Source organism: Pseudomonas saponiphila (assembly GCF_900105185.1).
GTDB classification, from domain to species: Bacteria; Pseudomonadota; Gammaproteobacteria; order Pseudomonadales; family Pseudomonadaceae; genus Aquipseudomonas; species Aquipseudomonas saponiphila.
Map to the genome: position 1 here is coordinate 895,588 of NZ_FNTJ01000001.1, position 12,762 is coordinate 908,349.

At 62.6% G+C, this 12,762-nt stretch carries 14 protein-coding genes; 8 read left to right on the forward strand and 6 right to left on the reverse strand.

The features are described 5' to 3' along the window. The first annotated feature begins 5 nt into the window (after positions 1-5). Positions 6-1,223 (forward strand): MFS transporter, encoded by a 1,218-nt coding sequence (locus tag BLV47_RS04250; protein ID WP_092310280.1) that lies wholly within the window; start codon positions 6-8, stop codon positions 1,221-1,223. Positions 1,224-1,291: 68 nt separating this feature from the next. Here the strand turns inward: BLV47_RS04250 and BLV47_RS04255 are convergent, their stop codons facing one another. Beyond that, the gene (locus tag BLV47_RS04255) at positions 1,292-2,182 is read right to left on the reverse strand and encodes a helix-turn-helix domain-containing protein (RefSeq protein ID WP_092310284.1); all 891 of its coding nucleotides are present in this window, start codon (positions 2,180-2,182) and stop codon (positions 1,292-1,294) included. A gap of 192 nt (positions 2,183-2,374) precedes the next feature. Between BLV47_RS04255 and pobA the strand changes: the two genes are divergently transcribed. Then, on the forward strand, positions 2,375-3,562 hold the full coding sequence (gene pobA, locus BLV47_RS04260) for a 4-hydroxybenzoate 3-monooxygenase (protein WP_092310287.1): 1,188 nt from the start codon (positions 2,375-2,377) through the stop codon (positions 3,560-3,562). Positions 3,563-3,750: 188 nt separating this feature from the next. After that, positions 3,751-5,376, forward strand: coding sequence for a TonB-dependent receptor domain-containing protein (locus BLV47_RS04265; RefSeq protein WP_244168839.1), 1,626 nt, complete (start codon positions 3,751-3,753; stop codon positions 5,374-5,376). Positions 5,377-5,432: 56 nt separating this feature from the next. Here BLV47_RS04265 and istB read toward each other — a convergent pair whose 3' ends face one another. Together istB and istA are read right to left on the reverse strand one after the other, a co-directional pair. Further along, positions 5,433-6,182, reverse strand: a complete 750-nt coding sequence (istB, locus tag BLV47_RS04270; protein ID WP_062838242.1) for an IS21-like element IS1474 family helper ATPase IstB — start codon at positions 6,180-6,182, stop codon at positions 5,433-5,435. Next, entirely contained in the window at positions 6,070-7,755 is a 1,686-nt protein-coding gene (gene istA / locus BLV47_RS04275) for an IS21 family transposase (RefSeq protein WP_062838241.1), read from the reverse strand. Before istA ends, istB begins: the two co-directional genes overlap by 113 nt. Before the next feature lie 218 nt (positions 7,756-7,973). Between istA and BLV47_RS04280 the strand changes: the two genes are divergently transcribed. After that, a complete protein-coding gene (locus BLV47_RS04280) occupies positions 7,974-8,453 on the forward strand; it encodes a TonB-dependent receptor domain-containing protein (protein WP_341865636.1) in 480 nt (159 codons plus the stop codon). A gap of 208 nt (positions 8,454-8,661) precedes the next feature. Here the strand turns inward: BLV47_RS04280 and BLV47_RS04285 are convergent, their stop codons facing one another. The 3 genes from BLV47_RS04285 to BLV47_RS04295 all read right to left on the reverse strand — a co-directional run bounded on the left by BLV47_RS04285 (position 8,662) and on the right by BLV47_RS04295 (position 10,577). Continuing rightward, positions 8,662-9,885, reverse strand: coding sequence for a type II toxin-antitoxin system HipA family toxin (locus BLV47_RS04285; protein ID WP_092310290.1), 1,224 nt, complete (start codon positions 9,883-9,885; stop codon positions 8,662-8,664). Further along, entirely contained in the window at positions 9,882-10,193 is a 312-nt protein-coding gene (locus tag BLV47_RS04290; protein ID WP_087838477.1) for a helix-turn-helix domain-containing protein, read from the reverse strand. The genes BLV47_RS04285 and BLV47_RS04290 overlap by 4 nt, the downstream gene beginning before the upstream one ends. A gap of 144 nt (positions 10,194-10,337) precedes the next feature. Next, positions 10,338-10,577 carry a helix-turn-helix domain-containing protein gene (locus BLV47_RS04295; protein WP_011806687.1) on the reverse strand — a complete coding sequence of 80 codons (240 nt, stop codon included), beginning with the start codon at positions 10,575-10,577 and terminating at the stop codon, positions 10,338-10,340. A 143-nt stretch (positions 10,578-10,720) separates the two neighbouring features. On the opposite strand from BLV47_RS04295, the gene BLV47_RS04300 reads away from it, so the two are divergent. Genes BLV47_RS04300 through BLV47_RS04315 form a run of 4 tightly spaced genes read left to right on the forward strand, consistent with a single transcriptional unit; the run spans position 10,721 to position 12,757 of the window. Beyond that, a complete protein-coding gene (locus BLV47_RS04300) occupies positions 10,721-11,377 on the forward strand; it encodes a hypothetical protein (protein WP_087838478.1) in 657 nt (218 codons plus the stop codon). 17 nt (positions 11,378-11,394) lie between these two features. Continuing rightward, entirely contained in the window at positions 11,395-12,039 is a 645-nt protein-coding gene (locus BLV47_RS04305; RefSeq protein WP_092310293.1) for a hypothetical protein, read from the forward strand. After that, positions 12,036-12,452, forward strand: a complete 417-nt coding sequence (locus BLV47_RS04310) for a hypothetical protein (protein ID WP_092310296.1) — start codon at positions 12,036-12,038, stop codon at positions 12,450-12,452. Before BLV47_RS04305 ends, BLV47_RS04310 begins: the two co-directional genes overlap by 4 nt. Next, positions 12,449-12,757: a putative molybdenum carrier protein gene (locus BLV47_RS04315; protein WP_244168841.1), complete on the forward strand. Its 309-nt coding sequence runs from the start codon at positions 12,449-12,451 to the stop codon at positions 12,755-12,757. The genes BLV47_RS04310 and BLV47_RS04315 overlap by 4 nt, the downstream gene beginning before the upstream one ends. Positions 12,758-12,762 lie beyond the last annotated feature (5 nt).

The window sequence follows — 12,762 nt, forward strand, 5'->3', positions numbered from 1 at the left end:
ATCCTATGGCTAGCAGCAACCCTCAGACCGTCGCAACGACGGCCTCTCCTGCTTCGCAAAGCAGCCCACTGGTCCTGCGCATCATTGGCGCGGTGGCCCTGGCCCACCTGATCAACGACCTGATCCAGGCGGTACTGCCGGCGATCTACCCGATGCTCAAGAGCAACTACGGGCTGAGCTTCACCCAGGTCGGGCTGATCACCCTGACCTTCCAGCTCACCGCATCGCTGTTGCAGCCCTGGGTCGGCTTCTACACCGATCGGCGGCCTCTGCCGTTCCTGCTGCCGGCGGGCATGATCTGTACCCTGATCGGCATCCTGATGATGTCCCAGGTCGGCAGCTTTGCCCTGATCCTGCTGGCCGCGGCCTTGATCGGCATCGGTTCCTCGACCTTCCACCCGGAAGCCTCGCGGGTCGCCCGGCTGGCGTCCGGCGGGCGCTACGGCCTGGCGCAGTCGAGCTTTCAGGTCGGTGGCAATGCCGGCACCGCGTTCGGCCCCTTGCTGGCCGCGGCCATCATCATTCCCTACGGCCAGGGCAATGTGGCCTGGTTCGGCCTGTTCGCGCTGTTTGCCCTGGTGGTGCTCTACGCCATCAGCCGCTGGTACGCCAACCACTTGCGGCTGCACAAGCTCAAGCAGGGCCAGGCGGCGACCCACGGGCTGTCGAGGAACCGGGTGCTCAGCGCCCTGGTGGTCCTCGGGCTGCTGGTGTTCTCCAAGTATTTCTACATGGCCAGCTTCACCAGCTACTTCACCTTCTACCTGATCGAGAAGTTCGACCTGTCGGTGGCCAGCTCGCAACTGCACCTGTTCCTGTTCCTCGGTGCGGTGGCGGCGGGGACCTTCTTCGGCGGGCCGATCGGAGACAAGATCGGGCGCAAGGCGGTGATCTGGTTCTCGATCCTCGGGGTGGCGCCGTTCACCCTGTTGCTGCCCCATGTCGACCTGTTCTGGACCAGCGTCCTCAGCGTGGTGATCGGCTTCATCCTGGCCTCGGCGTTCTCCGCCATCGTGGTCTACGCCCAGGAGCTGGTGCCGGGCAACGTCGGCATGATCGCCGGGGTGTTCTTCGGCCTGATGTTCGGCTTTGGCGGCATCGGCGCGGCGCTGCTGGGGCACCTGGCGGACATCCATGGCATCGAATACGTGTACTTCCTGTGCTCGTTCCTGCCGCTGTTCGGGGTGTTGGCGATCTTTTTGCCACGCACCCGCAAAGCCTGAGCGCTTTACCGGCGCTGAAACAGCAACGCCCGGGGCACTGGCCTCGGGCGTTTTGTTTTGCGCCGGCCTCAGGGCGCTGGAGGGGCGTGCCCGGCACTCTGGCGGAAGGCGTTGGGCGTCTGCCCGCTGAGGCGCTTGAAGAAGCGCGAGAAGTAGGTCGGATCGCTGAATCCCAGGTTGTCCGAGAGCTGGCTGATGCTGATGTTGGTGTAGATCAGGCCGCGCTTGGCTTCCAGCATCAGGCGCTGGTGCAGGATCTGCAGCGCGCTCTGCCCGGCCAGTTCCCGGCACAGGGTGTTGAGGTGCACGCTGGACAGGCCGATGCGATGGGCCAGGGATTCCACCGTGGGATGCTCCTGATAATGCCGCTCCACCAGCTTGATGAAGTGCCCCAGCAGGTGCTGGTTGCGCTCGCCGCGATTGCTCGGCGGGGTGTTCTGCTGGCCACGGCGACTGATCCATACCACCAGCACGTTGACCAGCGAATGCAATAGCAGGTCGCGGGCGGCGGCGCTGCCTTCGTACTCATCCATCAGCGCCTTGAACAAGGTATTGAGGCTGTGCCGGTCACGGCCCACCGGATAGCAGGCGGCGCTGGCCAGTACCGCCAGTGGCGCCCCCAGTTGCGCTTCCAGCTGGGCCACCAGCGGTGCGCCCAGGGTCAGCACGTAACCCTGGATGTTTTCCGAGAACTGGAAGCCGTGGACCATCAGCGGCGGCACCACCTGGATCGATGCTTCGCGCACGTCCTGGCGCCGTCCCTCGACTTCCACCAGGGCCTGGCCGCGCTGCACATAGAGCAACTGGTAGAGGTCGGCGTGACGGTGCGGCTTGATCTCCCAATGGTGCAGGCTGCTGCGCTTGGGGATGGATTCGCAGTGCAGCAGGTCCGGAGTCGGCCAGGCCTGGTTTTCCCCATAGAGCTTGAACACCGGGATGCTGGAGCGACTGGCTTTCATCGGAGGCGACCTGTCTAAACGGGCTGACTGGAGTGCTCGATAATCGAACGTTGTTTGCAAAAGTGCATTTTTATGGCGGTTTATCACCATTTATTGCGATTTTTGTCGGCAAAAATGCAGGGGTACAACAATAACCATAAATTCCGGATTTCGCCTGCGCGGTGACTGGAATGCCCTTGAGAGACGACAACAATGAAAACTCAGGTTGCGATTATCGGTGCCGGTCCTTCCGGCCTTCTGCTGGGCCAACTGCTGCACAAGGCCGGTATCGACACGGTGATTGTCGAGCGCCAGACCCCGGACTATGTGCTCGGCCGCATCCGCGCCGGGGTGCTGGAACAGGGCACCGTGGACATGCTGCGCGAGGCCGGTGTGGCCCAGCGCATGGACGCCGAAGGCCTGGTCCACGAAGGGGTGGAGCTGCTGATGGGTGGCAAGCGTGTGCGCATCGACCTCAAGGCCCTGACCGGTGGCAAGACGGTGATGGTCTACGGCCAGACCGAAGTCACCCGCGACCTGATGGCGGCCCGCGCCGCCAGCGGGGCACCGATCATCTATTCGGCAGACCAGGTGCAGCCCCACGACATGAAGGGCGCGCAACCCTACCTCACCTATGAAAAGGACGGCCGGCAGCACCGGATCGATTGTGACTACATCGCCGGTTGCGACGGTTTTCACGGCGTGGCGCGCAAGAGCATCCCCGAAGAGGTGCTGACCCACTACGAGCGCGAGTACCCCTTCGGCTGGCTGGGGCTATTGTCCGATACCCCGCCGGTCAACCATGAGCTGATCTATGGCCAGCATGAGCGCGGATTCGTGCTGTGCAGCCAGCGCTCCCTGACCCGCAGCCGTTACTACCTGCAGGTGCCGCTGAGCGACAAGGTCGAAGACTGGTCCGACGAGCGCTTCTGGAACGAGCTCAAGGCCCGTCTGCCGGCGGAGGTGGCGGCGGATCTGGTGACCGGGCCGGCGCTGGAGAAAAGCATCGCGCCACTGCGTAGCTATGTGGTGGAGCCCATGCAGTACGGCAAGCTGTTCCTGGTCGGCGACGCCGCGCATATTGTCCCGCCCACCGGGGCCAAGGGCCTGAACCTGGCGGCTTCTGACGTGTGCTACCTGTACCGGATTCTGGTCAAGGTCTACCGCGAAGGGCGTACCGAACTATTGGAGAAATACTCCGAGCTGGCGTTGCGCCGGGTCTGGAAGGGCGAGCGTTTCAGCTGGTTCATGACCAACCTGCTGCACGATTTCGGCGAGCAGCAGGACGCTTGGGAGCACAAGATGCAGCAGGCGGATCGCGAGCATTTCCTCAATTCCCACGCGGGGCTGGTGAACATTGCCGAGAACTATGTGGGCCTGCCTTACGAAGAAGTCTGCTGACCCAGGGGCCCTGGCCCCCCCACCCGTGAACAGGGGGGGGCAGGGCAGTGTTCGCCAGCAGATTCGGAACGGAATGTTTAAGACGAGAAATATTCCTGTTTATAAATGATATGCATTAGCGTTAATCTTCGATCCTCTCTCCCTTGATGCACCACCAAGGTGCATTGAATCGACAAGGATCGTTTGTCATGAAAGTCAGTTCCTGCCTGTTCAATTCGCTCATGCTCAGCGCCGGTGTCGGCCTGCTGGCCCCGCTGGTGCAGGCCGGCGAGCGTGTTGAAGAGGCCCAACCAGCGCCGGTGGAACTGGACACCGCGTTCGTTACGGCCAGTGGCGCTGCCACGGACCTTCGGGATGCGCCAGCCAGTGTCAGCGTCATCACCCGCGAGGAAATCGAGCGCCAGCCAGTCTACGACCTCAACACCCTGCTGCGCCGTGTGCCGGGGGTGACCGGAGGTTTCGGACCGGTGGGCGAGCAGTCGAAAATCAAGCTGCGGGGCCTGGACGACAAGTACACGCTGATCCTGGTGGACGGCAAACGGGTCGGCAGCTCCGCCGACCTGAGCTATCGCCGTGACCTGGCGCGCCAGGACCTGAACTGGATCTCGCCGAACATGATCGAGCGCATCGAGATCGTGCGCGGACCGATGTCATCGCTGTATGGCTCGGATGCCATGGGCGGGGTGATCAATATCATCACGCGCAAGGTGTCGCGGACCTGGACCGGCTCGGCCAGCACCCACATCACCGTGCCCAAGGATTCCGACCGCGGCCAGACCACCCAGTACAGCGTGAATGCGACGGGGCCGTTGACCGAGTCCCTGGGCTTGCGCCTGGGCGCCAACGTCACGCGGCGGGCGGCGGATGAGGTCGAGGCGCGACGCGATGCCCGAGGCGACTTCATGTACGACGACGGCGCTGGCGGCTCCAAGGACCAGAGCATGAATGCGCTGCTGGACTGGCAGATCAACGAAGAGCAGAGCTTGTCGTTTGAGGCGGTGCATGGCGTTGAGCATTCCTGGTCGTCGAAGAAGACCTTTGGTGATTGGGACGAAACCGTAGGTGGCGCCTTCGGCCCCAGCCGCCTGACCCGCGACAGCTACATCCTGTCCCACAGTGGCGACTGGAGTTTCGGCACCTCGAAGCTCGATGCCTACCTGAACAGGTACCGCAACGACCTTGAGGTGGGTAAAGCCAACTCCGAAGAGAAGATCGTCGAAGGCAGCCTCAACCTGCCTTTCGAACTGCTGGTGGACCAGCGCCTGACGCTGGGCGGGCAATGGAAGCGTGAGGAACTGACCAACACCGATACCCTCGGCACTGTGCCGGTGGATTACCGGGGCACGCCGGTCAGTGGCTCGACCTTGAAGGGTGATTACTCGGCGGCCTTTATCGAGGACGAGCTGTTCCTGCTGGACAACCTGTCACTGACCCTGGGCAACCGTTTCGACCACAGCGACAAATACGGCAACCACAACAGCCCACGGGCGTATGTGGTCTATCACCCGCACCCGGACTGGACCGTGCGTGGCGGTGTGTCCAAGGGCTTTCGTGCGCCGAGCCTGAAGGAGGGCAGTGCGGGAGCGGCGACCGAGTCTGGTGGCCGGGGCTGTGGTTCGTTGCGTCCGTTGGGCTATGTCACTGGCAGTTGCTGGATGGCGGGCAATCCGAACCTGAGACCGGAAACCAGCACCAACAAGGAAATCGGCGTGTCGTTCGACCATGACGGCTGGGAGGCCGGCCTGACCTACTTCCACACCGACTTCACCGACAAGATTGCGGATTTCGGTGAACGTGACCGAGCGTTTCGCTAATACGTGACCGGTGCTTCCACCCCGGTTGCGCGGGTTCTGGATTGTAATCGCATCGGTCACGATGCGGCTTGTTCCTCGGCTTTTTTTCGGCGCAGCGACTCGCCTTTCATCGTCAGTCGGTAGGCGTTGTGCACCAGGCGGTCGAGGATGGCATCGGCCAGGGTCGGGTCGTTGATCCAGCCGTGCCAGTGCTCGATGGGCAGTTGGCTCGTCAGGATGGTGGAGCGGCTGCCAGCGCGGTCGTCGATCACCTCCAGCAGGTCATGCCGGGCTCCTTCCTCCAGCGGGGCTAGCGCCCAGTCGTCCAGCACCAGGACGTCGACCTTTGCCAGCTGTTGCAGGGTACGGCCGAAGCTGCCGTCGCCATGAGCGATGCGCAGTTGTTCCAGCAGGCGCGGGGTGCGCAGGTACAGGGTGCTATAGCCCTGGCGGCAGGCCTGGTTGCCCAGGGCGCAGGCCAGCCAGGTTTTGCCGGCACCGGTCGGGCCGGTCAGCAGCAGGTTGTGCTGCTGGCGGATCCAGTCGCCACTGGCCAGGGTGGCGATCAGACGCTCGTCCAGGGCGCGTCCGGTGCGGCGGTCGAGATCTTCCAGGCAGGCGTTGGCGTACTTGAGCTTGGCCTTCTTGCGCAGCCGTACCAGGCGCTGGTTGTCACGCCAGGCCAGTTCGCGGTCGAGCAGTAGGCCGAGGCGTTCATCGAAGCTCAGGCTGTGGCTGGCCGGCAGCGTCCATTGCTCTTCCAGGGCGCGGGCCATGCCGTCCAGGCGTAGCTGGTGCAGTTGATTCAGGGTGTGTTGCGGCATCATCGAACAGCTCCTGTTGCGGGGGTTGGTAGTAGTCGGCGCCACGGACGTTCTCGTGGTCGCCGGGTAAGGTCGTTTCGGCGGCACGCTGGGGCAGCGGCTGTTGATCCAGGCCTTGCTGGAGCAGGTTGCGCACGCTGCGCCCGGTGAAGGCGCGCAGGTGTACGGCACGTTCGGCAGCGGCTTCCAGGCGTGCATTGCCATAGCGCCGGGCCAGCGAGAGCAGGCCGAGGCAGGCGCGGTAGCCCATCTCCGGGTGCGGCTTGTGGGTCAGTTGGTGATCGATCAGTTGGCGCGTGTAGGGGCCGATCCGCGCGCCCCAGTCGAGCAGGCGTTGTGGCGTCCATTCGCGATGCGCCTGGTGCGCCGCGGGCATGTGCTCGCGCTGGGTACTGTAAGCGCCGCGTCGCCCCAGCAGCAGGTGGCTGGCCACCCGCCGGTTGCCATGCAGCACTTCCAGGGTGTGTGCCGTCAGTCGCACGTCCACGTTCTGCCGGGCCAGGGCGGAGGGCACGCTGTAGAAGCTGCCATTGACCTCGATGTGGTAGTCGATGCTGACCTTGCAGCGCTTGAAGGTGGCGACCTCGTAGGGATGCACCGGCAGCGCTCGCAAGGCCGGGCGATCCAGGCGCTCGAACCAGTCGCGCCGGCAGCCATCGAGCCGCTTGAACGGGCGCCGATTCAGATCCTCCAGCAGCTCGGCGATGGCCTGGTTAAGCGCATGCAGGCTGAAGAACTGCCGATGGCGCAGCCGCGCCATGATCCAGCGCTCGACCACCTGCACCGCCACCTCGGCCTTGGCCTTGTCCTGAGGCTTGCGTGGCCGTGCCGGCAGGATCACCGTCTGGTAATGACGCGCGCACTCCAGCGTGGCCCGGTTCAGGCCCGGCTCGTAGCGATCCGGCTGGGCGACCAGGGCGCGCGGATTGTCCGGCACAACCATTTCCGGCACGCCGCCAAAGTAGGTCAGAGCCTGGCCCAGCGAGGTCAGCCAGTCCACCTGGGTTTCGCCTGGCGTCGCGCAGGCATAGGTGTAATTCGAGGCGCCCAGGGCGGCGACGAAGATGTGCGCCCGGCGCACTTCGCCGGTGGCCGGGTCGACCACCGGCAGCGTCGGCCCGGCATAGTCGATGAATAGCTTCTCGCCCGCACGGTGCAGCTGACGCATCGAACGTTTGAGCGTCTGGGCGTAGCGCCGGTAGTGCTCGACGAACTGGGTGTAGCGGTAGGTCGGCTGGCCCGCATGCGCGGCGAGATATTCCTCCCACAGCAGCTGCAAGGTCACGCCCTTGCGTCGCAACTCGCGGTGGATGCTCAGCACATCGGGCAGCACTCGCTCACCGCGCGGCTTGTTCGTCGACGTCGGTGCAAACAAGGCGGCCGCCAGCGCGGCCTCGTCCATGGCCACCAGCGCCGGCCAGTCCAGCCCGGCCACCCGCGCCGCCGCGATGTACTTGCTAACCACGCCCTTGGACAGCTGCAAGGCACGGGCAATCTTCTCGTGGGACAAGCCGGCCTCAAACTTGAGGCGCAGACATTCTTTGATGTTTCGCATGGCTACTCGCGGCGCCGCCATCTTCCTCTCCCGAAATCGGTCGAGGATGGCGGCGCATCAGGTCATGCGCAACGAAGGGGAAGGCTTTCGCTAAGTCGTGACCGGCGATTTCGGTAAGCCGTGACCACCTGTTTCGGAACAGGCGGAAAATCGGTCACGTTGCTACCGAAATGAGCGGTCACGCGTTAGCGAAATGACCGGTCACGATCAACCGAAACGGCCGGTCACGGTGCTCCGAAATCCGCAACAAGATCGAATATGGCCCGCTGGGTCAGTATCAGGGGCGCTGGTGGACCATGCTGGAAAACGTCGACAAGGCCCGCACTCGTGGCTGGGAAGGCACCGCCCGGGTGCCGCTGGGTGCTTCCGTGACCTGGCGCAGCAACGCCACCTACATGCTGGAAAGCAGGAACCTGAGCACCGGCGAAGATCTGATCAGCTCGCCCAAGCTGTCGGCATTCAGCGCGCTGGACTGGCAGATCAACGACCGCGTGAGTACCGAACTGTCGGCGCAGCACGTCGGCAAGCAGCGGGGCATGGGCAATGACTTCGTGCAGTCCTACACCACCTACGACCTGACGGCGAACCTGGCGCTGACCAAGTGGCTGACCTTGAACGGTGGGGTACAGAACCTGATGGACAAGGATCTGCGGGACGGATCGACCAACTTCTACGTGCCCGGTCGGGCGTTCTTTGCGGGGGCGACCACCTATTTCTAGGGGCGCTGGATAGAGCGGGGGAGTTCAGCCCCATTGCGCGGCAATGGGGCTGAGGGGGATTACACGTTGAACAGCGATTGTGACTGCAAGTCATTGAATGAACAGTTCACCATGCTGCTCCATTAAAAAATATACTCATGTTTGTACTCAAAAAACTCAGTAGTGAGTACGTTCACCCCTGATCTGGCGCCGTTGCGCCGGCTCGGATTCAACTTTCCAGACGCCTGCGACAGGTATCAATGGTGGATTTTATCTGCTGCGCCAACATCTGCCTGATCGGAACACGCTCAAATCGCTCACCCAATGAGCTTGCCTGCGGCAACATCCGCTCGATGACCTCTTCCGCCCGTTTCCTTGGGACGCCACCTTCCTCCGCCAGACGCAATAAATGCCGGCGTTCGATGGCAGCACCTTCGCCGCAAACGTCCAGGTGATGCTGGCCCATCGGGCCTTCGCTGAAGGTCAGGTCGAATGCCGGAGCCAGACGCCAGCGCCGGTCAGGCCCGAGACGCCAGGCGAAATTCTTGGGGTGGTCGTCACGGTTGTGGAAGAGCACATTGAAGACGGCTCGCGCGTAGGCTTTCTCCACTTCGCGCTCGTCGCGCGTCAGGAAACGGGTAGCTCGCAGGAAGGCGGTGTAGTCGGTGGCACCGGGCAGGCGAAAATCCACCTGCAACAATCCAGCCAGACTGTGCACCGGGACGCGTTGCCCACCCTCTCGGTCGAAGCGCGCGACGCCGAAGGCGGCCAGTTCAGGGCCAAGGTCGAACCAGCGGCTTTCGGGTACATCCAGTCCGCAATCCCGAGCCAACTCGGCATAGAGCTGCTCGATGACGCAGACTTCCTTGTGTTCGTTCTGCGCCGGGAACTTGACCAGCCACGGACTGCCGGGCGCATCCGGACGGGTGCTGACTTGCCCGGTCGTTGCGTCGTACTGCACCAAGGCCTTGGGCCTGGCCCCTTGCGGTGAGCCGCCGGTGAGCGCGAGCTCGCGCAGGGCTGCCCCCGCCTCGCCCGCGAGCGCGAGACGGCTTTGCTCGGCCAGCGCCAGCAAGGACCAGTCGGGCTCCTGGGCAGCGGCGTCGCTTGCCGGAACGAAGCGCAACGCGCCCATGGCGCGCTCACCAATGAAGGCCAGCCGGTCCAGCGGCCCGGGATGGCGCAAGCCGTGTTGACGGAACAAGCGATCCATCAGCAGCAAACCCCAGCCGTCCGGCAGACTGTCGGCGATCAGGCCCGGAAGGCGATGCAAATGGGTCGGAAAACTTCCGTAGGCATCCGCACGCAGCTTGAGGTGCAAGGGCGACAGTTCCAAGCCCTGAGACAGAGCTTCGGGAGAATATTCGAAGAGCAGGGATTGACCGTCATCGGCTAAGCGTCCCAACGGCCAGTCTTCTCCCCAGCCGCAATAATGCACGGTAAGCAGCTTCATGATGTTCTCTTACGCGGCGCACGCTGGCGGCGGCTGACAAGGTCCACCTGCTCCATCTGGGCGATGGATTGCCGTTTGAGCACGAAGAGATCGTCCAGCGCCTCCAGCAAGCCAAGTGCCTGCGCAACGCGGACCAGCGTTTCCAGCGAGCACTGGCCGTCGCTTTCGAGTTTGCGCAACGCCCCCAGGGACAGTCCGGCCATCTGCGCCAGTTCACGCTGCGTAAGCGATTGGGCAAGCCGCTGCTCCCGCAGACGAGCACCCAGCGCGTGCAGGATCTCAGCGGGAGTCGAGAGATGAAAAGTCACTTTTATGACCCTTATCGCGAAAAAAATTGCGTAAGTGCCATTTTAGTGGACTTTACTTATTCTTGAAAGCAGATGGCTGCGATAGCTGCCGTGAGCGATCATGCGGTGACCATCGTAACGCTACGATAACGTAGCGTTACGATGTTACGGAGCTGGCTCCTGTCCAGCAGCCGGTGCCTCCAGCAGTACTGAAGGCTCCACCCCCAGTGCCTCGGCCAGCTTGAAGATGTTGAGCAATGCGATGTTGCGCTGCCCACGCTCAACACCCCCCAGATAGCTGCGCGCCAAGCCACTTTCCAGTGCCAGGCGTTCTTGCGACCACCCTCTGGTCTTTCTGATTTCTATCAGCTTCAGGCCGAAGCGTAGTCGGGGATCAAGGGCCATATTTCTCTCTTCTTAAAGAGAAATGACTCTATGAGTCCCCCCTCTATAGGGCTACGCCCGATAAGTGCCCGTACTATAAGTGACAATTTAACTCAAGCGCCATAGAATGACCTCTATGAGTAACAAAATGGAGATCATGACGTATGGCAAGCGTCTGGAAGACTGCTGGGATGGGAGCGGCTGCGGGGCTTGCTGTTCCAGTGGCTGGGCTTTCAGGTCTCGCTGCCGCTGGTCTTACTCTGATTCTTGTACTGGCGATGTTCGGCGTGGGGCCTGCGCGCCTGTCACAGACATCGCTGTGGGGGCTGCTGACCAGTGAGCTGATGCTCTATCTGCTGATTTCGCTGGCGATCTTCACGTTGTCCTTCCGCTTTCTGGCGCGCTTGCAGGCCCGCTGTCAGGCACTTGTAGCCAAGCTCAACGCTCAGCAGGGGCTGTCATTCGATGCTGGACATCTCTTGGGCTACCCCGCGCCGGCCTTTCTGGTGTTTGACCGGCAGCATCGCAAACTGGCTGTCTGTTCAGTCGTGGATGAAGCCTGGCGCATCCACGACTTCTCCTGGCTGCTTGGTTGGCGGATGACCTGGCGCGAGGTCGAGAGCATGGAGATGAACGGCGGTAGCCGTCAGGTCAACGCCAGCGGCATGAGCGTGCCGACCTTCGAGCGCACGGTACGCGCGAAAGACTTCGCCATCGAGCTGCAAACCGCCGATCCGCAACGACCAGTGCTCAGTTTTCCCATGAGTCGTCGGGCGGCGGAAACCTGGTGTGCTCGGCTCAATGCCCTCTTCAACGGATGACCTCGCGAGGAACTGCGATGAAACACTACCGAAGCCTGTTGCTGCTTCCTTTTCTCTTGACGGGATGTGCCACAACCGACATGCAGGGGGCGCTGGACTCTCTGAATGGACTGGGACACTCCATTGGAACCAGTCTGTCGCAAGCGGCTACGCCCGCAAGCGCGGCAAACCGCAACAGCTTGCTGGGCACTCCACTGCATAACGCCTTGCGCCAGAGTCTGTCTACCGACGGTCGCGCCCCAGAGTGGCCCAAGGTGGTGATCAGCAATCTGCAAATTCCGGCTGATCAGATGACGCTGACCCGCAGCCTCACGCTCAAAGCCAGTGATTGCATTCGCTTTGACGCAGTGCTCTGGCACGACGCCAAGCGCTCAGAGCGCTTCAGCAATCTGTCGCTTTGCGCGCCGGAGCTGCCGAAACAGTCGAACAACTTCGTGTTGACCTGGAAGAGCTTTTCCATCTCCGGAAAAACCAGCGGCCAGGTTCGCACCGACGGCCCAACCCCGCCGTACAACAAGCTGCCCAGTGACCCGGCGATGGAGCGCTGGCTGATGAATCAGTTCGGCCTTTACTATGTCGGTTCACTGTTGACGCTGGTCGGCTATGACCCCAACTTCACGGTCGATGACCGCCGCTTCTGGATCAGGAACATCAAGGGATGAAAGCATTGCTGCTGGCGGCCATGCCGGTGGTGCTGATGGATGGCCATGCACCAGACCTCGATCAATGGTCACGCATTGAGCCTGCCATTGCCGCCGCCGTGGAGTGCCGTCAAACCTTGCCGATGCACGCGCTGGATGACATTGCGCCCAATGCCCCCGGCAGTTGGTTGCTTGCACCGGCACGCAGCTTCACGGTGTTCGGGTTGCCGGTGAAGCGGATCGAGCTGTTCATCGACCCGGATGGCGAACTGGGTGCGAGCTATACAGCCGTCATTGAAAAACGCAGTCTGGAACAGGTGCGCAAGCAGCTGAAGCTTGCCAGCCAGCGCGGGCGCATCGGCCAGCTCTCAGCGGATCAGCCCAGCGCCGAAGTTCAGGTGAGCTGCGTGGTGGCTACGACGGGGCAGGGGTGAATATCCAGCGGATTATCTCCGGTGGTCAAGCCGGCGTAGACCGGGCGGCGCTGGATTTTGCCATTGCTCGGCAGATTCCGCACGGCGGCTGGTGCCCGGCGGGCCGTCGGGCCGCTGATGGCGTCCTGGATGCGCGCTACCAGCTGCAGGAGACCGAATCCAGCGGCTATCGTCAGCGCACCAAGCGCAATGTGCGGGATGCGGATGCTACGCTGATCATTTATCGGGACCGGCTAGAAGGTGGCAGTCTGCTCACTCGCGATCTGACGATAAGGCATGGTAAACCGCTATTGTGTTGCCGCTGACCGAA

Excerpts from the sequence above, each read along its gene's own strand:
- BLV47_RS04250 (WP_092310280.1), top strand. The coding sequence starts at position 6 with ATGGCTAGCAGCAACCCTCAGACCGTCGCAACGACGGCCTCTCCTGCT.
- BLV47_RS04255 (WP_092310284.1), bottom strand. The coding sequence starts at position 2,182 with ATGAAAGCCAGTCGCTCCAGCATCCCGGTGTTCAAGCTCTATGGGGAA.
- pobA (WP_092310287.1), top strand. The coding sequence starts at position 2,375 with ATGAAAACTCAGGTTGCGATTATCGGTGCCGGTCCTTCCGGCCTTCTG.
- BLV47_RS04265 (WP_244168839.1), top strand. The coding sequence starts at position 3,751 with ATGAAAGTCAGTTCCTGCCTGTTCAATTCGCTCATGCTCAGCGCCGGT.
- istB (WP_062838242.1), bottom strand. The coding sequence starts at position 6,182 with ATGATGCCGCAACACACCCTGAATCAACTGCACCAGCTACGCCTGGAC.
- istA (WP_062838241.1), bottom strand. The coding sequence starts at position 7,755 with ATGGCGGCGCCGCGAGTAGCCATGCGAAACATCAAAGAATGTCTGCGC.
- BLV47_RS04285 (WP_092310290.1), bottom strand. The coding sequence starts at position 9,885 with ATGAAGCTGCTTACCGTGCATTATTGCGGCTGGGGAGAAGACTGGCCG.
- BLV47_RS04295 (WP_011806687.1), bottom strand. The coding sequence starts at position 10,577 with ATGGCCCTTGATCCCCGACTACGCTTCGGCCTGAAGCTGATAGAAATC.
- BLV47_RS04300 (WP_087838478.1), top strand. The coding sequence starts at position 10,721 with ATGGCAAGCGTCTGGAAGACTGCTGGGATGGGAGCGGCTGCGGGGCTT.
- BLV47_RS04305 (WP_092310293.1), top strand. The coding sequence starts at position 11,395 with ATGAAACACTACCGAAGCCTGTTGCTGCTTCCTTTTCTCTTGACGGGA.
- BLV47_RS04310 (WP_092310296.1), top strand. The coding sequence starts at position 12,036 with ATGAAAGCATTGCTGCTGGCGGCCATGCCGGTGGTGCTGATGGATGGC.